Annotated in this window: 20 protein-coding genes and 1 riboswitch; of the genes, 10 read left to right on the forward strand and 10 right to left on the reverse strand. The window is 32.4% G+C overall.

Translation table 11 applies throughout. From position 1 onward, the window contains the following. Positions 1–117 precede the first annotated feature (117 nt). The 5 genes from cobC to H527_RS0113795 form a co-directional block, all read right to left on the reverse strand. Complete coding sequence (cobC, locus tag H527_RS0113775; RefSeq protein WP_027413253.1) at positions 118–657, reverse strand: alpha-ribazole phosphatase; 540 nt, start codon at positions 655–657, stop codon at positions 118–120. Further along, on the reverse strand, positions 639–1,403 hold the full coding sequence (locus H527_RS0113780; protein ID WP_027413254.1) for an adenosylcobinamide-GDP ribazoletransferase: 765 nt from the start codon (positions 1,401–1,403) through the stop codon (positions 639–641). The genes cobC and H527_RS0113780 overlap by 19 nt, the downstream gene beginning before the upstream one ends. A 21-nt stretch (positions 1,404–1,424) precedes the next feature. Next, the gene (locus H527_RS0113785; RefSeq protein WP_027413255.1) at positions 1,425–1,760 is read right to left on the reverse strand and encodes a hypothetical protein; all 336 of its coding nucleotides are present in this window, start codon (positions 1,758–1,760) and stop codon (positions 1,425–1,427) included. 112 nt (positions 1,761–1,872) lie between these two features. Further along, positions 1,873–2,910, reverse strand: coding sequence for a nicotinate-nucleotide--dimethylbenzimidazole phosphoribosyltransferase (gene cobT, locus H527_RS0113790; protein WP_081414614.1), 1,038 nt, complete (start codon positions 2,908–2,910; stop codon positions 1,873–1,875). A gap of 51 nt (positions 2,911–2,961) precedes the next feature. After that, on the reverse strand, positions 2,962–3,495 hold the full coding sequence (locus H527_RS0113795; RefSeq protein WP_027413257.1) for a bifunctional adenosylcobinamide kinase/adenosylcobinamide-phosphate guanylyltransferase: 534 nt from the start codon (positions 3,493–3,495) through the stop codon (positions 2,962–2,964). An 81-nt stretch (positions 3,496–3,576) separates the two neighbouring features. Then, positions 3,577–3,826, forward strand: a riboswitch (cobalamin riboswitch). 79 nt (positions 3,827–3,905) lie between these two features. Between H527_RS0113795 and H527_RS0113800 the strand changes: the two genes are divergently transcribed. Further along, positions 3,906–5,849, forward strand: coding sequence for a TonB-dependent receptor plug domain-containing protein (locus H527_RS0113800; protein ID WP_027413258.1), 1,944 nt, complete (start codon positions 3,906–3,908; stop codon positions 5,847–5,849). 58 nt (positions 5,850–5,907) lie between these two features. Here the strand turns inward: H527_RS0113800 and H527_RS22150 are convergent, their stop codons facing one another. Beyond that, positions 5,908–7,335 (reverse strand): S41 family peptidase, encoded by a 1,428-nt coding sequence (locus H527_RS22150; protein ID WP_035088213.1) that lies wholly within the window; start codon positions 7,333–7,335, stop codon positions 5,908–5,910. A 205-nt stretch (positions 7,336–7,540) separates the two neighbouring features. On the opposite strand from H527_RS22150, the gene H527_RS0113810 reads away from it, so the two are divergent. The 4 genes from H527_RS0113810 to H527_RS22155 all read left to right on the forward strand — a co-directional run bounded on the left by H527_RS0113810 (position 7,541) and on the right by H527_RS22155 (position 9,737). Then, a complete protein-coding gene (locus H527_RS0113810) occupies positions 7,541–8,050 on the forward strand; it encodes an RNA polymerase sigma factor (RefSeq protein WP_027413259.1) in 510 nt (169 codons plus the stop codon). Next, positions 8,037–8,474 carry a hypothetical protein gene (locus H527_RS0113815; protein ID WP_027413260.1) on the forward strand — a complete coding sequence of 146 codons (438 nt, stop codon included), beginning with the start codon at positions 8,037–8,039 and terminating at the stop codon, positions 8,472–8,474. The genes H527_RS0113810 and H527_RS0113815 overlap by 14 nt, the downstream gene beginning before the upstream one ends. A gap of 55 nt (positions 8,475–8,529) precedes the next feature. Further along, positions 8,530–9,069 carry a DUF4252 domain-containing protein gene (locus tag H527_RS0113820; RefSeq protein WP_027413261.1) on the forward strand — a complete coding sequence of 180 codons (540 nt, stop codon included), beginning with the start codon at positions 8,530–8,532 and terminating at the stop codon, positions 9,067–9,069. A gap of 125 nt (positions 9,070–9,194) precedes the next feature. Then, entirely contained in the window at positions 9,195–9,737 is a 543-nt protein-coding gene (locus H527_RS22155) for a DUF4252 domain-containing protein (protein ID WP_035088214.1), read from the forward strand. Positions 9,738–9,831: 94 nt separating this feature from the next. On the opposite strand, the gene purB is transcribed toward H527_RS22155, so the two are convergent. From purB to H527_RS0113840, 3 genes are all read right to left on the reverse strand, one after another. Continuing rightward, on the reverse strand, positions 9,832–11,175 hold the full coding sequence (gene purB, locus H527_RS0113830) for an adenylosuccinate lyase (protein ID WP_027413262.1): 1,344 nt from the start codon (positions 11,173–11,175) through the stop codon (positions 9,832–9,834). Positions 11,176–11,348: 173 nt separating this feature from the next. Then, a complete protein-coding gene (locus H527_RS0113835; RefSeq protein ID WP_027413263.1) occupies positions 11,349–11,903 on the reverse strand; it encodes a hypothetical protein in 555 nt (184 codons plus the stop codon). Positions 11,904–11,955: 52 nt separating this feature from the next. Next, positions 11,956–12,639 (reverse strand): SIR2 family NAD-dependent protein deacylase, encoded by a 684-nt coding sequence (locus H527_RS0113840; RefSeq protein WP_027413264.1) that lies wholly within the window; start codon positions 12,637–12,639, stop codon positions 11,956–11,958. A 576-nt stretch (positions 12,640–13,215) separates the two neighbouring features. On the opposite strand from H527_RS0113840, the gene H527_RS0113845 reads away from it, so the two are divergent. The 4 genes from H527_RS0113845 (at position 13,216) to H527_RS0113860 (ending at position 17,404) form a co-directional block, all read left to right on the forward strand. Further along, positions 13,216–13,953 carry a LytR/AlgR family response regulator transcription factor gene (locus H527_RS0113845; RefSeq protein ID WP_027413265.1) on the forward strand — a complete coding sequence of 246 codons (738 nt, stop codon included), beginning with the start codon at positions 13,216–13,218 and terminating at the stop codon, positions 13,951–13,953. 361 nt (positions 13,954–14,314) lie between these two features. Then, entirely contained in the window at positions 14,315–14,470 is a 156-nt protein-coding gene (locus H527_RS23985) for a hypothetical protein (protein WP_155837899.1), read from the forward strand. A gap of 115 nt (positions 14,471–14,585) precedes the next feature. Continuing rightward, complete coding sequence (locus tag H527_RS0113855; protein ID WP_027413266.1) at positions 14,586–16,637, forward strand: tetratricopeptide repeat-containing sensor histidine kinase; 2,052 nt, start codon at positions 14,586–14,588, stop codon at positions 16,635–16,637. 95 nt (positions 16,638–16,732) lie between these two features. Then, on the forward strand, positions 16,733–17,404 hold the full coding sequence (locus H527_RS0113860) for a response regulator (RefSeq protein ID WP_027413267.1): 672 nt from the start codon (positions 16,733–16,735) through the stop codon (positions 17,402–17,404). 984 nt (positions 17,405–18,388) lie between these two features. Here the strand turns inward: H527_RS0113860 and H527_RS23990 are convergent. Beyond that, entirely contained in the window at positions 18,389–18,667 is a 279-nt protein-coding gene (locus H527_RS23990) for a hypothetical protein (protein WP_155837900.1), read from the reverse strand. A gap of 360 nt (positions 18,668–19,027) precedes the next feature. Between H527_RS23990 and H527_RS22160 the strand changes: the two genes are divergently transcribed. Continuing rightward, on the forward strand, positions 19,028–24,113 hold a 5,086-nt coding region (locus tag H527_RS22160), incomplete at its 3' end, for a DUF7507 domain-containing protein (protein WP_035088216.1).

The following is a 24,113-nucleotide window of genomic DNA, read 5'->3' on the forward strand; positions in this document are numbered from 1 at the left end:
AAACTTTAATCCATATCGTGGAATTTAATTTTCCGATGCTTGCCTCAAAAACAAAATATATTTTCAGAAGCACACCTCGTGAGATTGACTGTGTATTTTTGATTTATATGGTTTTAACTATATTTTTTTAGGAAGGGTTGGTATGACAATTACATCTCCGTATCCTATTTTAATTGTAAAAGAATCTTTTAGTTCAATTTTTCGGATATGAGCAAGTAGAGCTCTCATTGGCCCTGCATGGGTAACAACAACTATTTTTTCTTCAGGACCTATATGTAAAGAGTTGTAAAAATTTAAAATTCTGTCCTGTAGCATTACATAGGATTCGCCATTAGGTACTTGTGTGGTAACAAAACTTTTCATCCAAGGGTTTAGTTGGGTTGTAGGGATATCATCCCAAGCCTGTAGCTCCCAATCCCCAAAATCCATTTCTTTAAGTCTGGGATCTGTAGTAAATGGCATATTAAAAGTTTTGGCAAGTAGTTTACATCGTTGTAAAGGACTGCTATATACTCTGGAGATTTCTGTAACAGGAATTTGTTGGTGTATTTTTTCTACTTCAGAAGCAAAGGAATTGGTGATTCCAATATCACTTTGTCCGTAACAAATTCCTTTTTCGATATTTGGGGAGGTATGTCTTACCAGATATATTTCCATAATGCGATACTAGTAAGATAAAATACTACTTCACTTAATTGTTGTACTGCCCCTGCACAGTCTCCTGTTTGCCCTCCAATCCATTTTTTAAATTTATGAGCTAAAAACATTTTGGAGATATACATGGGTATTAAAGTAAGAAAAACCCACGGGTTTTTAAATAATAATAAAGGAGCAATACCAAAGATTGCACTTATACAAACAGAAGAAAAACGGATACTTTTTGCCGCAGGTTTTGCTTTGCTATCCTCTGTATCTCTTACATAAGGATGTGTATAAATAAGAGTGGTAGCTATAAAACGACTTAGGCTATGTCCTGCAATTAACAACAATGGGATATAGTATAGTTCGGTTTGTCTTAATGCTGCAAATTTAATGGCTAATAAAAGTAGGATTCCTATAGTACCATAAGTGCCAAGTCGGGAATCCTTCATAATCAAAAGAATTTTTTCTTTAGACCAACCCCCTCCAAAGCCATCACATACATCTGCAAAACCATCTTCGTGAAATGCTCCTGTAGCATAAATGGTAGCAAACATAGATAGTAATAAAGAAATTTCAGTAGAGAAAAGAAAAGAAGTTCCATAATAAACGATAGCTCCTATACCTCCAACAATAATTCCTACTAACGAAAAGTATTTGGAACTAAGCCTTAGATACTCGGGGTCATGATTTACCCATTTTGGACAAGGTATACGGGTAAAAAACAGTAATGCCGTAAAGAATATATGAATCTCTTTTTTCATGTGTTTACTCTAATAATTTGATTAAAAACTAATATCCAAACCAGAATTTTTTAGCATATATTTCCAAAAAGGAATAAAGGAACAAACCATAAGTAGTATAGCCAAAAGTATTCCTATAATTGCAATTTTGTTTTTCTTCAAAAAAGAGATAATACCAAAGTAAAGGCTTAATAGTCCCATGCAAAGCGTTATGATTTTTAAAGTTTTGCCAAATGCAAAGATAGTAGGAGTAAACTCTGAAACGTTTTGTGATTGCGCCAACCCATCTAAAAATCTATGATATAAATCCATATTAGATGTATATAAAAAATAGAAACCTATACAGGCTATACCTATAGATAAAACTCCTTTTTTCATTAGTTAATTTTGTGGACTTTTTATATTGATTATTTTTTTATAAATATGTTTTCCATAACCAGAATTCATATTTTTCACTACTCACTACTCACTACTCACTACTCACTACTCACTACTCACTTCCAGAAATCCCAGCACTCTCAAAACTTGCCATGTTGTTCATAAAGTTTATAGCAGATTCTATAATTGGATAAGCGACTGCAACTCCTGTGCCTTCTCCTAAACGCATACCTAAATTAATAAGTGGTTTTTGACCTAAAAAATCTAACATTTTTTGATGTCCTTGCTCTTCAGAAGCATGTGCAAAGATACAATAGTCCAATACTTTGTTATCTATTGCGTGCGCAACTAATAAAGCAGCAGTAACAATAAAACCATCTATTAAAATTGTCATTTTAAGCTCTGCGGATTTTAAAATAGCACCTGTAATCATAGCAATTTCAAACCCGCCAAAAGTAGCTAACGCTTCTAATGGAGACGCAGGAGTATAGGTGTCAAATACTTTAGATAAGATAGATTTTTTGACAGTAATAGCTTCTGTCTGTAATCCTGTGCCTGATCCTACACACTCTGCAACGGTATTTTTTGTAAAATATGCCATGAGTAAAGAAGCAGATGAGGTGTTGCCAATTCCCATTTCACCAAAACCAATAATGTTACAACCATTGTTATAAGTTTCTGTAACTAGATGTGCTCCCTTTTTTATAGAAGTAGCACATTGTTTTTGAGTCATGGCAGGAGTATCTTGATAATTTTTAGTACCATAGCTTATTTTTGCATGTATAATATTTTCAATTTCTTTAAAATCATGATTTACTCCAGCATCTATTATTTTAAGCGCAATGTTATTTTGTTTGCAAAATACATTAATTGCTGCACCACCATTAATAAAATTATAGACCATTTGGGCAGTTACTTCTTGAGGATAAGGGTTAACTTCTCCTTTTTTAGCAATACCGTGATCTCCTGCAAAAACCAAAACAGTAGGTTGTTTTAATTCAGGATTTTCCTTGTTTTGGATCAGACCTATTTGTAGAGCTATTTTTTCTAAAACACCTAATGCTCCTACTGGTTTTGTTTTAGTATCAATTTTGGATTGTAATTTTTTTTCTAATATATCATTAGAGATAGACTCTATTGCAAAATTCATTATAATGTTTAAGTTTAAAAATTTATGAAGAATATTGTATGAATGTAAAAATTAAAGCTGTTTTTTTAAAAGCACTTCGGTACCTTTTATTTCGACTGGTATGCCAGAAACCATTAGTACAGCTTTATCCGCATACTTGGCTATATATTGATTCATCCACCCTTGTAGCTCGGTAAATTTTCTTCCTACCTCGGTAGTAGCATGTACTCCCATACCAATCTCATTAGAAATAATAAGTAAGGTAGCATCGATTTTCAGTAATTTATCAAATTCTGCTTTGGCAAGGGATAATGATTTTTCAATATCATTTTTTGAATCTACAAAAAAATTAGTAAGCCATAGGGTTACACAATCTATAACTACTACGCTATTATTTGGGATTACTTTGGATAGTTCTTTTTCTTCTTCGATAGATATCCATCTGCTATCTCGATCTGCAATATGACGATCTATGCGTAGGCGATGATCCTCATCCCAAACTCTGGAAGTAGCCAAATAATAAGGCGTATTAGATAGTTGTACTGCCAGATCTTGAGCATATTTGCTTTTTCCAGAGCGTTCCCCTCCTGTAATGTAATATAGCATATAAATAGTTTTAGATTTTACAAAGGTAGTTGTATAAATTATTTCTATGTTAAAGTAATCTCAAATAACTTAAAATATAATACATTCGCCCAGAATTTAGGTTCTTATACTCTTATCATAGAGTTAGAGATTAAAAGGGAATTAGGTGCGTTACTTCTAAAAATTTAGAGATAATAAATCCTAAGCTGTTCCCGCAACTGTAAGCTGTGCCTTTTGTATACTTATATACATGTAAGGTGCTTGTTGTTACTTCTTTTAAACCACTGATTTTGATCGGGAAGGTAAACAACAAGACGCAAGCCAGGAGACCTGCCTTAGTTTAATAGTAAGTCAAACTTTCGGGACAAAGGTTTGGGTATGGGTAAACTACATACTTTTTTCCGGCAATAGTAAAATTAAGTATTTAAGAAATGAACAAAAAAATGTTTTTTGGAACAGCATTGGTAATGCTGGGATCTTCGTTTGTATTTGGACAAGAAATACAAATAGATGAAAAAGTTAATGAGTTAGACGAAGTTGTTATTTCGGATTCTAAATTTAATCTAAAAAGAGAACAAAGCGGTAAGGTAATCACTAAAATTACTCAAGAAGAATTACAGCGTAGTCAAGGGCAATCTGTAGCTACCGTTCTTTCGAGAACTACAGGATTGTTTATAAATGGTAATGGTAGTGCACCAGGGCAAGATCTGGGAGTATATGTACGTGGTGGTAGAAACCGACAAGTAGTAATTAGGATAGATGGGGTAACGGTTAGTGACCCTTCTACTTCTGCAGGGGATTTTGATTTACGGTTATTATCGGTAAATCAAATTCAGGAAATTGAAATTCTTAAAGGAGCATCTAGTACGTTATATGGTTCTGGAGCGGCTACTGCGGTAATTAATATTACTACAAAATCAGAAAGTAAGGAAAAAATTTCAGCTAATTTTCAATCTAGCATAGGTACCAACCAATCGCAGAACGATCAGGATTATGATATCAACGAGTTTGTAAATCTTGCTTCTGTAAACGGTACTGTAGGAAAGGTAAGTTATCTGGCAAGCATAAGTAATCAATTTGGAGATGGCTTATCGGCGGCAGAAGCTAAGGATGCAAAAGAAGATGCGTTTTCAAAAGTTAATGTAAATGCAAAATTAGGATATCGATGGAATGATAATTTTAAGTTTCATTTCTTCGGAAACTTGGATCAATACAAAAATGATTTTGATGCAGGAGCAGGAGTAGATGGTAATAATACGTTTGATAGCCAGCAGCTAAGAGCAGGTTCTTTTTGGGAGATAAAATACCCCAATGGTAGCTTTACATTCACCAATAGTTTTGCATCTTTAGAAAGAGATCTTACACAATCTAGTTTCCCTTCAAAATATAAAGGAAAAGTACATACTTTTGATGGATACAATAAGTACACTATAAATTCTGCTTTTTATACGGTAGTAGGTGTTAATGCATCCTTTAGCGATTTTAATCTTTCTAATATTCCTGATGGAAGTACTCGTTTAGAGGAAACCATAAGCGACGAAAAAGCAACATTTGATATTGTAGATCCGTATGCCAATGTAGTGTATATTTCAGACTTTGGATTAAACATTAATGCAGGAGCTAGATTAAATACGCATAGTGTATATGACAATCAAATAGTATACAGTATCAACCCATCGTATACCTATGCTTTTGGTACTAATTATATTAAAGGTTTAGCATCCTATAGTACTGCATATATAACTCCATCCTTATTTCAGTTATACGATACTGCATTTGCAACGGGTAATCCTGATCTAAAACCAGAGGAAAGTAGAACGATAGAGGGAGGAGTAGAATTTTTACATAAAAAAAAGACGAGTATAAGCGTTGTATATTTTAATCGTAAGTCAGAAAATTTTATTACGTTTAATCCTACAACTTTTGCGAATTTTAATTCATCAGAGGATATAGAGGTAGACGGAGTAGAAATAGAGGTGTCCACAAAAGTTCTGGAGGATAAATTATCTATTAGCGGTAATTATACCTATACCAATATTGATAAATTAAAAGATAATACTCGAATACCAGAGCACATGGTTAATGCCAGTGTAGGATATCAATTAGGCAAAAAAACATATACATCGGTAAGTTATCAATACAATACAGAGCGTGCGGATAATGATTTTGCTAATGCAGATCCTATAACTTATGCACCAACAAAGGTATCTTTGGATGGATATGGAGTGTTGGATTTTTATATCAGCCACCAGTTACTAAAAAACCTAAGTGTATTTGCTGCAATGCAAAACATTACGAATGAAGATTATCAAGAGATTTTAGGGTTTAATACCAGAGGTAGAAATGCCAGAATAGGATTTAATTTAAAGTTCTAAATATAAAATGGTATGAAACAAAACTCCTAAACTGTACAGTTTAGGAGTTTTTGTTTTTTTAGAAATTAAGTCTTTCCGTTTTAGAAACATCTGTATCTTGATACATTCGTTCATAATTTGGAGTAAACATTTTACTGTTTCCAACACTCTCTAGTTGTAGGTTATTACCATACGTTTTAGCATTTTTAATACCTGCAATATTGTCTAACGCAGCTTTAAGAAGGGGTTCGTTACTATCTCCTAGTATACCAAGATTAGAATAATCTTCATCAACAGCTATATCTGGAGCAAAACCACTAAAATAATCCGTAACTCCTGCCGAATTTATAGATTTAAGCACTAATGGTTGCATAGCATAGGTGTGCCCAGTGTCTGCTCCTTGTCTGCCAAAGTTGTCAGAATCATATAAGGTAATAGATGCCTGAAATTTTCCTCGTGTGGTTGATCCAACTTTTGTTACGGTAATATAGGGGTTTAAGCCATTAATTACCAATTCACTTGCAGAAGCAGAACTTCTGGTAGTAATTACATATAGTCTAGTTAGGTTAAGAGAGTTAATGGCATCTCCTGTTCTTATCTGATTATCAAAAAGGTTGGTGCTTCCAAACTGTTCCTGTCGGTCAGAGTTCCATTGTTCTGTAGTAAAAACTTTATCGTTAAATTGCCCGGTGATCATACTCGATAAATCAATTGCACTAGTAACAGAGCCGCCACCATTGTATCGTAAATCCAGAACAAGATCTTTTATCCCATCCGAAGCAAATTTGGCAAAAGCAGCATTTAGCTGCGTATCAAAATCTGCGGTAAAAGAGTTGTACATAAGGTATCCAACAGGATTACCTCCTGCATCTATAGTTTTAGATAAAAAAACAGGGTTTTCTGTATATTGTACTTTAGTAAGAGAAATTGTAGTATTATTAGGAGTAATAGTAGTTCCATCAAAAGTAGCCAATCCGATAGTATAGGTGTCTGGATCTAATAATTGCCTAAAATTCTCAGTTGTAATTTGTGTTCCATTAATGGTATTAAAAATATCACCTCTTTTTATTCCTTTAGCTTCCGCATTAGTACCTGGTAGTACATATCGTACGTATCCAAAAACAAGAGTCTCGTTGTTTGGATATCTAACCAAGCCAAACTCCATACCATTGTTTTTGGTAACACCATCAAAAGCTTTTTCTAGTTCGATATAATCATTTACTAAAAAACTAAAATCATCTACACTGGATTGTAAAGCACTAAAAATAGCTTCAGGAGTAGAAAAACCAGATAAAAAATTGGTGTAATCCTGGTTTTTAGAAAAACGATTATCTGCCAAATTAGGAACGTCTGCTTTATATAAATAAAAAACATTTAGTCCTTTCCATATAAAATCATTTATTTCATTAGTACCAGAAACTCTAGGAAGATCATCATTGTCATTAAAACAAGCAGTAAAAAGACCTCCTACGAGTAGTAATAAGGTAACATACTTTAGATATTTCATATGTTTATTTTTTCGTTTTTTGTATATGTTATAAAAAGAGTCTAATATTTATTTGGTTAAAACAAGAATATTTATTGACTACTTTTATTTGTAGTGCTAAATGTAAGTACTTTATTATAAAATTAAAAAGAATGTAACAAATTAGATAGATAGTCGTCTCCCTTATATAAAGCTAACAGAGTTTTATGATAATAACCAATCAAGAATGAAAGAAGGAGCATTTATAACGCTTACAAACGGTTTTAAAGATAAACTTTTTAGGTTAGCTAAACGATTGTTGGTGAGCAACGAAGAAGCAGAAGATGCTACACAAGAAGTTTTATTGAAGTTGTGGCGAAATAAGAGCAAAATGACAGAATATAATAATGTAGAAGCTTTTGCAATGACAATGACCAAAAATTATTGTTATGATAAACTTAAAGCAAAAGAAACCGGAAACTTAAAAATTGTACATAGTAATTATAAAGATGAAAGGCCTTCATTACAAAGGCAGGTAGAAGCAAGGGATAGCTTGGATTGGGTAAGTAAGATAATGAATAGTCTACCAGAACAACAACGAATGATTATCCAGTTGCGAGATATAGAACAATATGATAATGCAGAAATAGCAGATATGTTAGAGCTAAATGAAGTGGCTGTAAGAGTAGCATTATCCAGAGGAAGAAAAAAAATAAGAGAAGAATTATTAAAAAAACACAATTATGGAGTTGTCTAACATTGAAAAATTATTAGAAAAATATTTCGAGGGCGAAACGACCATTTCTGAAGAAAAAGAATTAAAGGTTTATTTTACCAGAGAAACTGTGCCGTTACACCTAGAGAGATATAAAAGTCTGTTTCAGTATTTTTCAGAAGAGAGCACTATTACTGCTACCAAAAATCTAACATTAAAAACTAACAAAAAATCATGGTACACATGGGTAGGAGTTGCTGCATCTGTAGTAGTAATCGCAGGATTGTTTTTTACTAAATTTCCCGCAAACCAAGATCAAAATTTAGGAACTTATGAAGATCCTGAAATAGCTTTACAAGAAACCAAAAAAATCCTTAATATGGTTTCACAATTAATGAATAAAGGTACAGAAGAGTTAGTGTACTTGAATGAATTTGAGGATACTACTAAAAAATTAATAAAATAAATTATAACAATGACCAGTAGTATAAATACTCTAGTGGTCTTAAAACTTAAATAACATGAAAAAAATAGCAATTATTATAGCACTCGTAGTATTACCATTTATGTCTAATGCCCAAGGTAATTTTGATAAATATGAAAACATGCAGGATGTATCCTCGGTCGTAGTAACCAGTAAAATGTTTAAATTATTAAGTAAACTAGATATAGAGAGTAATGATCCAGAAGTAAAAGAATATGCGAACCTTGTAGAAAATATAAAAAACATAAAGGTTTTTGCTACAGAAAATAAAGAAATAGGACAAAAGATGAAAGCAGATGTTACCGCATATCTTAAGAGTACTTCAATGGAGGAGTTAATGAGAGTAAACAGTGATGGAAAAAATGTGAAATTTTATTCTAAACCAGGTAAAGACGAAGATCATGTAAGCGAGCTTTTCATGTTTTTAGATGGGATACAGGATAAAAAAGATGGACCAAATACAGTAGTACTTACCATTACAGGAGATATAGATCTTAAACAAGTTTCTAAAATTGCAGACCATCTTAATGTGCCTGGAGGGGAGGAGTTAAAAAATGTAAAGAAAAAAGGAAACTAAGCATAGTTTAGTTACACTATTTCAAAATTAAAAATGATATTAAACACATACTCCATATCTTCTTCCTTTTTGGTAAGAAGATATGGAGCATCAATCAAAAATCAATCAATCAAAAAATAACAGAAATGAAAAATGTATATAGAGTTTTAGGAATTCTTAGTATAATTTTACTAATGAGTTGTAATAGAGAGCCATCGTTGCAAAAATATTTTGTAGATCATCAAGGAGACAATGATTTTATAGCTGTAGATGTACCTTCGAGTCTTTTGAGTACAGAAACAATACAACTAGATAAAGAGGAAAAAGAGGCATTAGAGAGTGTAAAAAAAATAAATTTTTTAGCCTTACCACTTAAACAATCCAATCAAGATAAATTTGAAAAAGAAAGCACCACTATAAAAAATATTTTAGATTCAGACACATACGAAACGTTAGTGCGCTTTGGATCGAATGGTATAAAAGGGGTCCTTAAATACGAAGGAGAAGAGGATGATATTGATGAGATTATTATTTTTGCAACAGATCAAAAAAAGGGGTTAGCATTAATACGAGTTTTGGGAGATAATATGCGACCTGAAAAAATGGCGATGCTTATGAAATCTGTAGAAAAAGGTAAAATTAATCTAGATGCTTTCAAAAGTATAGCAGATTCTATAGATTTTGATTAATCTTTTGATTTTCTAAAAAAAACAGGCTAAATTCTTTAGTAAAAACTTAGAATTTAGCCTGTTTTTTTTATTACTTATAAACGGTACAATATAATTATATCCCAGTATAATTAGAAGGAGTAATTTGTTTTAACTCAGATTTTATAGCGTCAGAAATGTCTAGAGTTTCAATAAAATCTGCAATAGATTTTTGATTTATCTTTTCGTTAGTTCTGGTTAATCCTTTTAAAGCTTCGTATGGATTAGGATATGCTTCTCTTCTAAGGATAGTTTGTATAGCTTCTGCCACTACAGCCCAATTGTTTTCTAGATCCTGAGCAAATTTTTCTTCATTCAATAAAAGTTTATTCAAACCCTTTAATGTTGCTTGAAAAGCAATTAAGGTATGTCCAAATGGAACTCCTACATTTCTAAGTACAGTACTATCTGTAAGATCTCGTTGCAATCTACTTATCGGTAATTTAGCAGAAAGATGCTCGAATATAGCGTTTGCTATACCAAGATTCCCTTCACTGTTTTCAAAATCAATAGGGTTTACTTTGTGTGGCATTGCCGAAGAACCAACTTCACCTTTTTTTATTTTTTGTTTAAAATAATCCATAGATACATAGGTCCATATGTCTCTATCCAGATCTAGTATAATAGTATTAATTCGTTTAAGACCATCAAATAATGCTGCCATGTGGTCATAATGTTCTATCTGTGTGGTAGGAAAAGAATGATGTAATCCTAATTTTTCTTGTACAAAATGAGTTCCAAAAGCTTTCCAATCAATATTTGGATACGCTACCTTATGTGCATTGTAATTCCCTGTAGCTCCTCCAAATTTTGCAGCACTAGGAATGTCTTTAAGTAAGTCAAACTGTGCTTCCAATCGGGTTACATAAACTTGTATTTCTTTTCCTAAACGGGTAGGGGATGCTGGTTGTCCATGGGTTCTTGCTAGCATTGGTATGTTAGACCACTCTTTTGCTAAGAATTTTAGTTTTTCTAATAATGTATTATATTCTTGAATATAAACATTGCTTACAGCCTCTTTAATACTCAGGGGTATTGCAGTATTGTTAATATCCTGAGATGTTAATCCAAAATGTATAAACTCCTTATAGGGTTGTAAGCCAAGAGTATCAAATTTTTCTTTAATAAAATACTCTACAGCCTTTACATCGTGGTTAGTTACTTTTTCAATATCTTTTATTGCTTGCGCATCTTCACTAGAAAAAGAAGTATAAATTTCTCTAAGTTTATCGAATAAAGAACCCTCCACATTTTGTAATTGCGGTAATGGCAATTCGCATAAAGCAATAAAATATTCGATCTCTACAAGTACTCGATACTTGATCAGAGCTTCTTCACTAAAAAACGGACTAAGAGATTCAGTCTTTGATGCATAACGACCATCGATAGGAGAGATAGCTTGCAAAGGAGATAATGACATAGTTTTATTTTTTTTGAAGCTGCAAAGATAATTTAATTAATTACGAATCACGAAAGACTGAAGGTGAATTTTGTAAGTTGTTTATTTTTAATAATTTAGTATTTTAGGCTTTTAAGTTTTTGAATCTTTGAGTTTATAAAAAGATTTCTGACTTTTCACTTTTCAGTATCTCCTTATTTAATCTTCTCTAATACCATACGCGCTCTTGCTTTATAAGCGGCACTGCCAGAGTGGTACGAGTTTTCTAATACTATTTTCAGCTCTGGGTGTACCCAGTTAAACTCTGTTCCTAATAAATATAAAGAGGTCATAGAATACGCTTTTGCAGCTACTTTTTGGTCTGTAATAAGCCAATCAAAACAGATTTCAGTAATTTTTTCGCGATGTTTTGTACTAAGGTGTTTTTGTATTTTGGGGCTCTTTTTTTTATAAAAATCAATACTAAGGTATTCAAATATTTTAGCCATTGGTCGTACTGCAGGATGTCTGTAAATAGCAGGTGTAAATTGCAATATTTCATCCAGATATGGTAAAATAGAATTCAGGTTGTTTTTGCATAAAAACTCAAGACCCCAGGTTGCTCTGCAAGAAATCTCATCTTCTACTAGAGCACAAATAGATAATAATTCGGGTAATAATTCAGGATGTTTTAATATAAGATCTGCAAAATATTTTCTTTTATCTCGGGAGTGATCTATGGTATTTAGTAATTCTATAAGCGATGACATTTTAGATTAGTGTTATTTATAAATAGTAATGCTTGAGTTTATAAAAATACCTCTAACTATTATCTAATAATTCTTTTACTACTTTTGTAACACCAGTAGTAGCTTTTTCAGACAATATTGTAAGGTTTTTTGTGGGAGAAACACTAGGGTTAGGATCAATAAAGTAAACAGGAGTTTGAAATGGAGCATATTGTAATAGGCCAGCAGCAGGATATACCTGCATAGAGGTGCCAATAATAATAAGTATATCTGCTTGCTCTGTAATTGTTATGGCCGTATCCAGCATAGGTAGCTCTTCGCCAAACCAAACTATATGTGGTCGCAATTGCATGTTATGACTACAATGATCCCCAGGTAGCAAGTCCTTTTTCCAATCCAAAACCAAATTCGCATCAAATTGGCTTCTTACTTTTAATAATTCACCATGTAGATGTAATACATTACTACTACCAGCTCTCTCATGCAAATCATCTACATTTTGAGTGATAATAGTTACTGCATATTTTTCTTCTAAGTCTACCAGATTATAGTGCGCTTTATTAGGCGATACTTCTAACAATTGACTGCGTCTTTTGTTATAAAAGTCTAAAACTAATGCCATATCATTTTTCCAACCAAGTGGTGATGCTACTTGCATGATATCATGCCCTTCCCATAGGCCATCGGCATCCCTAAAAGTACGCAAGCCACTTTCTGCACTAATGCCAGCACCCGTAAGAACAACTATATTTTTCATTAAGATAGTTTTGTTTTTTTTAATGAAATAAAACATTACAAATCTAAAATTATTTATTCAAAGTATATAGAAAGAGTATAGGTTAAAACAATTTTAAGGATAAACTCTCTAAAAAATGAATATATACGGATTTAAATCTTTGTAATATTTTACCTATAAATACAAAATATCGTTACTTAACTTTTTTTTGGTAACCCTTATGGAATTAATACTTAATAACATTATAGGGCTACTTTATATTAATGTAAAATAAGTAAGTGTATTAAGCTTTATAGCAATAAAAATAAAAACAAGAGGTTGTTTTAAATCATCTTTTTGTTGCTAAATGATTTTTTTAGATTTTTTTAAGAAAACCTTATATGTATTGTTAAAGCTATTTTTTTTAGTTGTTTTTGTATTTATATCGATAAAAGTAATGTAAATATCGATAATCTGTTGATTCTAAATCATTAGCAATAAGCTGATTACTTACTAATATTACGGTTTAACCGTATTCTAAAAAATACCAAATACCCTATCTTGTAAGTAAATAACTCACCGTCAAATGTTAATAATAATTTTTTAAACAAATACCCTATGAAATATCCTTATGTGATTATCGATAATGATAATAAAATAGCAGATTCTATACAAATCTCGTTAGAGCAACAGTCTAACTATATTTGTACAGGTATAGCAAAAGATGAGCAGGATGCATTGGATATAATTTTAGAGCGAAGACCAAGAATTGTTTTTTTAGAACCAGAAGTACCAGGATTACACGGGGATAAAACAAAATATTCTTTAATAACAGAATTATCCAAGTATATGATGCGATTGCCAGAGTTTATCATAGTAACCAAAACTACAGACTATGCGATAGAGGGCATACGCAATAGGATACTGGATTATATCCTAAAACCATTTACAAAAGGACAGCTATGCAGAACCTTAATGCGGTTCGAAAAAGATTTTGATCACTTAGGGGATAATACGTTGTGTTTTAGATCCTATGGCGATTATAAGTTTGTAGATGTAGAGGATATATTATACCTTAAGGCAGATAATAATACTACAGATTTTATGATGAGTAATGGCAATAAGGTAGAGGCATTTAAAACTCTTAAACATTTTCAGGATCTTTTGCCTAATCACTTTGTACGTATTCATAACAGTTACATTATCAACACACATTATGTATCTCGAATACATTTTGGTAAGGCAAAATGTGCGATAAAAAACACTAATGATCTTATCCCTTTTTCAAAATCTTATAAAAATAATGTAGAAGAGATAAAAGACAGTCTGGCAAAGAAAAGCTTGGTCTATGTATAGACAAATGTATTTTGAAATTTTAATCCTTTTTTGTGTAAATTAAAGCTAGATATTTATGAAATGCTTAGTAAATGGTTTCCTACAAAAAAAATAACTTTTTTAAAATAGGGTCATCTACCCTCACAATCGGTTCATGTACTACTGGCAGAGGGTAAACTACTAAAGATACCTTAACTTATTGGGCGCGAGGAGAGAAACAAACTACATTTGTAGTGTACAATTAGAGTTACATACGATAGTAAAAAAAACTCTGATAAAAATATAAAATCGTTTGCGCAACGGTAATAATAAAAAGTAAGACCCCCTAAAGATGAAACACATCTTTAAAATAAAAAGAAATAAAAACTAAAAAACTAACATCATGAAAACTATAAAAACTTTATTCGCTATATTATTTTTAAGTACAATGTTCATTGCTTGTGAAGCAGAATCTGTAAATGAGGAGATAGGAGTTGAGGATGTAGATATTTTAGGAACAGGAGAAGATGATTCAACTACTATTCCTCCAGAGCTATAAAAAACTAATATAGATTAATTTTGCTCATATTATTATAAGAACTTTAAAATTTAAAGTTCTTTTTTTTTTGAAATTAAATTAAGTAATGTAGATTTATGAATAACTTTATTTTATAATGATTAAAACTGTTAATATATTTTACAAAATACTTTTGATATTTACATTTATTTGTTGTGAAAAGCCTAATGAAATTGTAAAAAAAGAAGATATAAAATCTAATTTAATCACTTCATATATTTTGAAAGCTAAAAGTAATAATTTTTCTATTATTCAAAGAAAATCTAATTTGGATAAAGCTTATACGATATGTTCTACTTTAGATGAAAGTGTTTATAAAATGGATAAAATTCATGAAATTTCTATCGTTTATTATAATCTAGAAGATTATAATAGTTATAGAAAGATGAACGAAAAAGCTTTGAAATTATCTACTTCTTTAAAGGATTCATTAGGAATTGCTACCTCTTTTGGAAACCTTGGCATATATTATAGGACCGATAAGATTGATAGTTCATACTATTATTTTGATAAAGCAGAGCAGATTTATTCTAAAATGTTTAGACACGAGTATAACCACGGAAAAGTATTATTAGATATGGCTCGTATACTTCAAAGAACTAAAGATTATGCGGGGAGTGAAGATCTTACTATTAGAGCAATAGAAAAATTTGAATTATCTAAAAATAAAAAATTTTTACCTTTATGTTACACTAACTTAGGTATACTTGCAAAATATTTAGAACGATATGATGAGGCTGTGGGATATCATTTAAAAGCAATAGAATACGCTAAAGGAGGAGAAGAAGAAGTGTTACAAACATTAATTTCACTTAATAATATTGGCACAGTTTATAAATCACAACAAGAATATGATAAAGCAAAAGAATATTATCATAAAGGATTAGCGTATACTGAGTTTTTAAATAAAAATCCAAAGCGGCATTCTAGATTAATAGATAATCTGGCGTATGTGAATTTTTTGTCTAAAGATTTAACAAATATACCAGATCTATTTTATAAGGCCTTAAAAATTAGAGATAGTATTGATGATAAATATGGGATTGCTACTAACACCTTACATCTAGCGGAGTATTATAAATCTATAGATGAGGATAGTATTGCCAGGATGTATGCAGAAAGATCTAGAAATATATCTTTAGACTTACATAATAATGAAGAATTGCTAGGTGTATATTTGTTGTTATCTGAAATATCGGATAGTGATATAGGTTTACAATATGCAAACAAGTATATAGCACTAAACGATAGTTTGATTAAAGTAGAGCGTTTGTTTAGGGATAAATTTGCTCGTATTAAATTTGAGACAGAAGAAATCGTAGAGAAAAACCAACAAATTAGTAAAGAAAACGAGATTTTGATCATAGCAATATTGGGGCTAACCGCATTATTTTTGTTGGGGTATATTATATTTAGACAACAACAAAGTAATAAAGAGCTGCTTTTTGCACAAACCCAACAGGAGTCTAACGAGGAGATATATAGATTGCTACTTAATCAGCAAATAAAGTTAGAAGAGGGGCGGCAGATGGAGCAGCAACGCATGTCCGAGGAGCTGCACGATGGTGTACTGGGTAGATTGTTTGGGGTGCGATTAAGTTTGGATGGGATCAATCAACGTGCCAACGATGGTTTTACAGAGGCAAGAAACAAATATATAGACGAGCTTAAGGCTATAGAAAAAGAAATACGATTGTTATCGCATGATCTGGGGGCAGAGACTCTGCCATCTGATGTGGCATACATAGATGCGGTAGAAAACCTTATTGGCGATCTGTGCGAGGTACATAAAATAAGTTTTGAGTTTAATAACGACGAGGATATAGATTGGGAGGGTGTAGATGACCAGAAAAAAGTAAACCTGTTTAGGATTTTGCAAGAGTCGATGCAAAATATTTTTAAGCATGCTAGTGCAGATCTTATAAAAATTAATTTCGAATATGTAGATGGTAACATAAATCTTACTATTTTAGATGACGGTGTTGGATTTAATAGCACCAAAGTAAAACGAGGAATTGGTTTAAAAAACATTACATCCAGAGTTAATCAAATGAACGGGCAAGTTCAATTTATTAATGATGTCGATACAGGAGGTACTATGGTATCGGTTAGTGTGCCAGCAAAAGCCAATGTAGCAGAATTATATTAAATAAAATACTTGTTCATTCTGGTATAATTTCTGATGGCTATTTATAGATAAAAGATGAATATATTTTTAGAACCTAAAACAACAAATTTTTTAAGATGAAGAAAAAGTTAAAAGTTCTTATGATCGATGATCATCCAATGATTATTGAGGGGTATAAGAATACCTTATTAGGAGAAAATCAAAAAGAATATCAAATTAAGATAGACATCGCGTCTAATTGCGATGATGCCTATGCAGAGATTGTAAAATCTTCAGAATCTACTCCTTTTGATATGCTTTTTATAGATATAAAGTTACCACCATCAAAAGATGGTACCATTACCTCTGGAGAAGATCTGGCAAAACATGCAAAAGAACTATTGCCAAAATCTAAAATAATTATTTTAACCATGCATAGAGAGGATCATAGAATCCACAACATACTTAAAAATATAAACCCAGCAGGGTTTTTAATAAAAAGTGACCTTACCTCTAGTGAGTTATTGTTAGCCTTTAATAATATCGTAAAAGGTAAAGCGTATTATAGTGCTACGGTTAACGATCATTTTAGAAAAATGATGACCAATAAGTTCTCTTTAGACGAAAAGAATTTAAAAATTCTGTATCACTTATCTCGTGGGGTAAAAACAAAAAATCTACCTAATTATGTAAGTTTATCTTTAAGTGCTATCGAAAAAAGAAAAAACCAGATCAAGGAGATGTTTTCTATTGCCAAAGCAGACGATCAAATGTTATTAGAAGAGGCTCGAAAAAGAGGCTTTATATAATCAACCCATAGACTTTATTTCTTTAGGTCTAATTTATCTTATCATATTGAGCAAAGTGTAAGCTATTGAAAAATCAATAGTTCATCATCTACTTCGCTCAATATGATAATAAAAGCGCGTAGTATTCTCTGTATATCTCTTCTAATATATAACACTGCACTTTAGACCTATTTAATGGATATAATATATAAGTTAGTCCACTGTATCTTATATAAAAAAATGATGTATATAACTCTATTATACATCATTTTTTTAAACACAAAATCTTTATGACACCAGTTCTATTTTGAATTTACTGTAGAAACTTCGATTTTTAAAACGTACTATCAATCTTTTGTATTTACAAATGTTTGTTTACGACTATACGTTTAAAGTATATAAAACCTATCATATAATCAGATAAGCAATATATTGATAATCAATAGATTGCTTTTTTTTACGGAAAAACCATATCTTTTTTGATGATTTAATGTATTGTATATCAAAGTTTTATGTATACATTTATAATGTTAAAATTAACATAACAAAAAGTATAATTTACATAAACACATATAGCTTATAAAAAGAATACTTTAAACAATTTATTTCTATACTCACAGGGATTTAAGAGTAGTTTTTTTAACATCTATATTATGTTGTGACAGCCTTGTAGATAGTACTATGTTTGTTTTAGATAGATATTATAAAATATAAACTAAATTGGAAATAAATTACTTATGAGCAAGGTTGTTTTTACCTACTTCAATTTTGTTTCCCTTTATTAATGATTTATGAGTATTTTTTATATTCTTTTTTAAAGAATGTATTAAGAGATTTAGAACAACTAAAAAAATAAAGTAAAACAATCCTGTAACTAAAAACTTTGGCGAGCTAATGTTATAGGGTATGAATAACGTTAATTTAAAACCAAATCAACATTATGAAGCTCCATTTTTTTGAAAAAAAGAAGATATCAAGATCTTCTTTAGAAAAAGATAGCACAAATCAATATACTGTTTCTTTACCACAAGAAGTTAAGTACAACATAAGATATAGCATTTTCTTTTTAATAATTACGACCACTTTTCTTATACTAATATACTTATTTGTAGCATATTCTTTTTTAGAAACATCTTCGGTATTATTAATTAATAAACATCCATATACAAAACAACTTTCTAAAAAGAGGGTGTTTAAAGGGCAAGATCTTTTTTCTAAAAATACAGTGTCTGTAAATTCAAGAAAATTTCTAACATACATATCAGAAAGAAAACCAAGTGACATAATTTTTTTAAGAAAAGCTTTTTGTGTTTTCAGACAAGAAAAGATATTAAAACATATAAAAACGGATAAATGCATATTTTTTCGTATTTTATCGGATGAAAATATCTTTTTGGCGATAAAAAATGTTTTTATAACACGTGATTTTGATTTTTCTTATAAAAAAAATGTTAAATTCGTGTAAGGAGAGCATTATTAGTCTCCTGTCAGAAAACCCCTATTATTATTTGTTTTTAGATGCAGATAGAGTAGCCTAGTGTAGAGTAGATATTATCTGATTAGCTTCAGTTGATTATAAAGCATTAAGCATAATGTTATTATTTAGTAAAAAAAATAAAACAACAATTTTATCATAAATAGCTTATGAAAATTTTTACAATTTTTCAAACCAACTACATAAACCAAAAATTTAGCCTACTTGTATTAGTATGTTTTTTGGTTTTAAGTAATTTTAGTTACTCTCAGGCTACCTTTGTTAGCAATCCAACCAATGCAGCTATGTTAGGAGTTCTGGATGGGGATGGTATTTCATTATCTAATGCTACTTTAGAAACAGGAGATAGAGCTACACAATTAGCGATATTTTCTAATGGTACTGCAGGAGCTAATTTAGCATTAGATGGTGGAGTAATGTTAAGCACAGGTAGCGCAACACAAGCATTTGGTAATAATTCACAAACTGAGGCTTCAATTAACGCACCAGGAATAGACCCATATAATGATCCAGATATTACAGCTATAGATGCTACGGCAAACAATGATGTGGTTGTTTTTTCATTTGATGTCGTTTTAGAACCTGGATTTACAGATTTAAAAGTTGTATACCAATTTGGATCTGATGAATATCCAGATTATGTAGGGAGTGTTTATAATGATATTTTTGGTTTTTTTATTTCTGGCCCAGGGATAGTTGGTTCTCAGAATATAGCATTAGTACCAGGTACAACGAGTCCTGTTGCAGTAAATACGATTAATGCAGGTTTTTTAGGTTGTAATGATGATATAGCAACAGAGGACTTAACTAATTTTCCTTTATACATTAATAATGGGCATGATACGTCTGCCGCCGCATGTAATACCAACCCTGGCCCTTTTATAATATTTACAGAGTATAATGGTCTTACTCAACAATTAACAGGTCTTTTGTCAGGGTTAGTAGCTGGTAATACCTATAGGTTTAAAATGGCGATTGCAGACGCGGGAGATCCTTCTTTGGATTCAGGAGTGTTTATAAGTACCATATCAGGAGATAAAGATTCTGATGGGGATGGGCTTTCTGATGCCAAAGACCCAGATGATGATGATGATGGTATTTTAGATGTTGATGAAGGTGGTGCAGCGGGGGCTCCCAATTTAGATGCAGACGGAGATGGAGTGCCTGCATATTTAGATGATAATGATAATGATTTTTCTGTAGGAGATGTAGATGGGTTGGTGCAGCCACAATTTGACTTAGATGGAGATGGTATTTCTAACCATTTAGATTTAGATAGTGATAATGATGGTATTTTAGATGTTATTGAAGCAGGAGGTACAGATCCTGATAATGACGGAGTCATTGGTACAGGAACACCTATTGATATAGATAAAGATGGGTTAGCAGATGTAGTAGATAATGTAGATAGTGGTAGTGGAGCTGGTGAAGTTACTACAGGTACCCCACTTTTAGTACCTAATAGTGACAGTACTGGAGGAGCAGATTATCTCGATATAGATGCAGATGATGATGGAATTGTAGATAATATTGAAGCACAAAATACTATTGGTTATCTACCACCTTTATTAAATGATGGAGATGGAGATGGAATAGACGATCGTTATGATATAGATGCTGGAGGTACTCCTTTGACACCTATAAATACAGATGCAGGATCTCCTAATAGTGATGCGATACCAGATTATCTAGATTTGGATTCTGATGGAGATGGTGAGGACGACGTTGTTGAAGCGTATGATATCAATAATGATGGTGTAGCAGATACGACTCCTTCCTTTTTAGATTCAGATAACGATGGTTTGGATAATAATTTTGATGTAAATGATGCTAGTTTAGACCCAACAAATGGAGGGCAAACAGCTACTAATCCTTTTCCAGATACAGATAGCCCAGGAGGAGAGGCTAATTGGAGGGAGTGGATAAATATTTCAGTATTAAAAACAGATACATATGTAGATACGAATACGAATGGAATTATTGATGCTGGAGATACAATAAATTACACATTTAGAATAACTAATAATGGAGCTTCTGCAATTACAAATATTAACCTTACAGATGCAGACCCTAACGTTGTAATTACAGGAGGACCAATTGTTGTTTTAACTAGTGGAAGTATAGATACCAATACCTTTACAGCTACTTATACTATCTTAGCGGCAGATATTACTACAGGCAATTATAGCAATACAGCTACAGTAAGCGGATTAGATTCTAATGCTAATGCAGTTACTAGTTTATCAGATGACCCTGATGACCCTGCAAACGCTACAGACGATGATAATGATGGCAATCCAGATGATCCAACGGTTACCGATTTACGTCAACCATTTTTAGATATTACCAAAACCAGTACTGGAGTAGCAGATACCAATGGTAATGGTATTATAGATGTGGGAGATACAATCAATTATACTTTTGTGGTAACCAATACAGGTAACGTAGATTTAACAGGTATTAGTGTTACCGATGTAAATGCTACAATTGTTCCAGCTACAACGATAGATTTAGTAGCAGGGGCAGTAGATAACAGTACATATACAGCTAGTTATGTGATTACGGCAGGAGATATTACCACAGGTAATTTTACTAATACAGCAGTAGCGAGTGCACCGAATCCATTAGGAGGCGCAGCAGTAACCGATGATTCTGATGATCCAAACGATGCGACAAATGTAGATCCAAACAATGATGGTAGTCCAGATGACCCAACTGTTACGGATTTACGCCAACCACTATTGGATATTACCAAAACCAGTACAGGAGTTGTAGATACGAATGGAAGTGGTATCCTGGATGCAGGAGATACAATCAACTATACTTTTGTAGTAACTAATAGAGGTAATATAGATTTAACAGGAATTAGCGTTACAGATGCAAACGCTACAGTTGTTCCAGCTACTACGATAGATTTAATAGTAGGCGCAGTAGATAACAGTACGTATACAGCTAGTTATGTGATTACTGCAGGGGATATTGCTGCAGGTAATTTTACCAATACAGCAGTAGCGAGTGCTCCAAACCCATTAGGAGGCGCAGCTGTCACGGATGATTCTGATGATCCTAATAATATAACGAATATAGACCCTAACAATGATGGTAGCCCAGATGATCCAACCGTTACTAATCTTATAATTATAGATACCGATAATGACGGTATTGAAGATGCAGTTGATCTTGATGATGATAATGATGGTATTTTGGATATACAAGAGACTTGTGTAGGGTTTTTATCCCAAAATACTACCGGAGCTTGGTTAGGTAAGACAACTTCAACAATTTCAGTAAATTTCCCAGGAGTTTCGTATCAGTCTAATATAGGATTGTTTAATGACAGACAAATAAATTATAATATAAATCAAAATGGAGGAGAACAACGTATGGCCAAAACAGGTGATGTTAATTTAGAATTGACATTTTCTCCCGCTGTACCAGTAGAAGAAATTGCATTTTGGGTTAACGATGTCGATCCTACAACTTTTTCATTACCGCCATCGGCAAAATATACAATCACAGTTAACGGAGGATCAGCTAATGGCCTTTTTAGTAAGGTTTTGGGAGATTTAAATTATAATACTAACGGTATAATCTCATTAAATGGCATTGCAGATAATCAAAGTATAGTAATAAAAGGAAATGGAGGAACTTTAGTATCAACTCTAAATATTACTTCTACAGATTTAGGCTCTGATTTTATTGCTTACTCATTTTTTGCAAAAGAAAATTGTGATACAGATGGTGATGGAATAGGAGATTATCTGGATTTAGACAGTGATAACGATGGGATTACAGATTTAATGGAATCTGGACAGTTAAATAATGGAGCAATAGATGCAAATCAAGATGGTATCATAGATGGTGTATCAGCTGATTTTGGAGCTAATGGTCTTGCTAATTCTGTAGAATCAAATGATACTAATACTGCAACTACAGCAAACCCAACTAGTACAGATACAGATGGTAGAGCAAACTATATAGATATTGATAGTGATAATGACGGTATAGTAGATAATATAGAAGGTCAATCTACAACAGGATATTTTCCTCCGAGTGGAAATGATACTGACGCTGATGGTATCGATGATCAATATGATGTTAATTGTACTATTGCGACTTGTGGATTAGTAGGAACTCCAATAGTTCCTGAAAATACAGATGGATTAGCAGATGGAACTGATTATTTAGATTTAGACTCTGATGAAGATGGAGAAAGCGATACTATCGAGGCTTATGATAGTAACGATGATGGAGTAGTAGATGCTACAGATACGATCGGAACTACACCAGATTTAGGAGCCTTAGGAACAGATAGCGATGGAGATGGGTTAGATGATGAGTTTGATACAGATGGTACAGGCACGATAAATACATCTGGTTCAACTAATGGAGGACAAACTGCAGTGAACCCTTTTCCCGATACAGATAATCCTGGTGGAGATCCAGATTGGAGAGCTATTGATGATGAAGTAGATTTGGTAGTTGCCAAAGTAGTAAGTGATACAACTCCAGCTGAAGGAGATTCGATTATTTATACAATTACAGTAACTAATAATGGAGCTCCAGCTGCAACCAGTGTAGTGCTTACAGATCTGTTACCATCAGGAGTAACCTATGTAAGTGATACAGGAGGTGGAGCGTATGTTTCCGGAACAGGAATTTGGACCATAGGCACAATCAATAATACTGGAGTTGCGACTATAGATATAGTAGCGAGTGTAGATACAGGTACCAGTGGGGATACCATTACCAATACGGTAACAGGAGTTACTTTAGACCAAACGGATACCAATACAACTCCGGATGATCCAAGTGAGGATATTGTGGTAAGCAATGCAATAGACTTAGTGGTAGCCAAGACAGTAAGTAATGCCACTCCAGATGAGGGAGATTCGATTACTTATACAATTACCGTAACCAACAACGGTCCAGCACAAGCAACCAATGTGGTACTTACAGACCTACTACCATCAGGAGTAACTTTTGTTAGTGCTACTCCAGCAGCAGATTATAATGCAGCGGTAGGAGTTTGGACAATAGGTACGATTACTAGTGCTGGAGTTGCAACATTAGATATAGTAGCGAGTGTAGATGCAGGTACTAGTGGAGATACCATTACCAATACGGTGACTGGTGTAACTTTAGATCAAACGGATAACAATACTACTCCGGATGATCCAAGTGAGGATATTGTGGTAAACAATGCAGTAGACTTAGTGGTAGCCAAGACAGTAA

The sequence above is a fragment of the Aquimarina muelleri DSM 19832 genome (assembly GCF_000430665.1).
Taxonomy (GTDB): domain Bacteria; phylum Bacteroidota; class Bacteroidia; order Flavobacteriales; family Flavobacteriaceae; genus Aquimarina; species Aquimarina muelleri.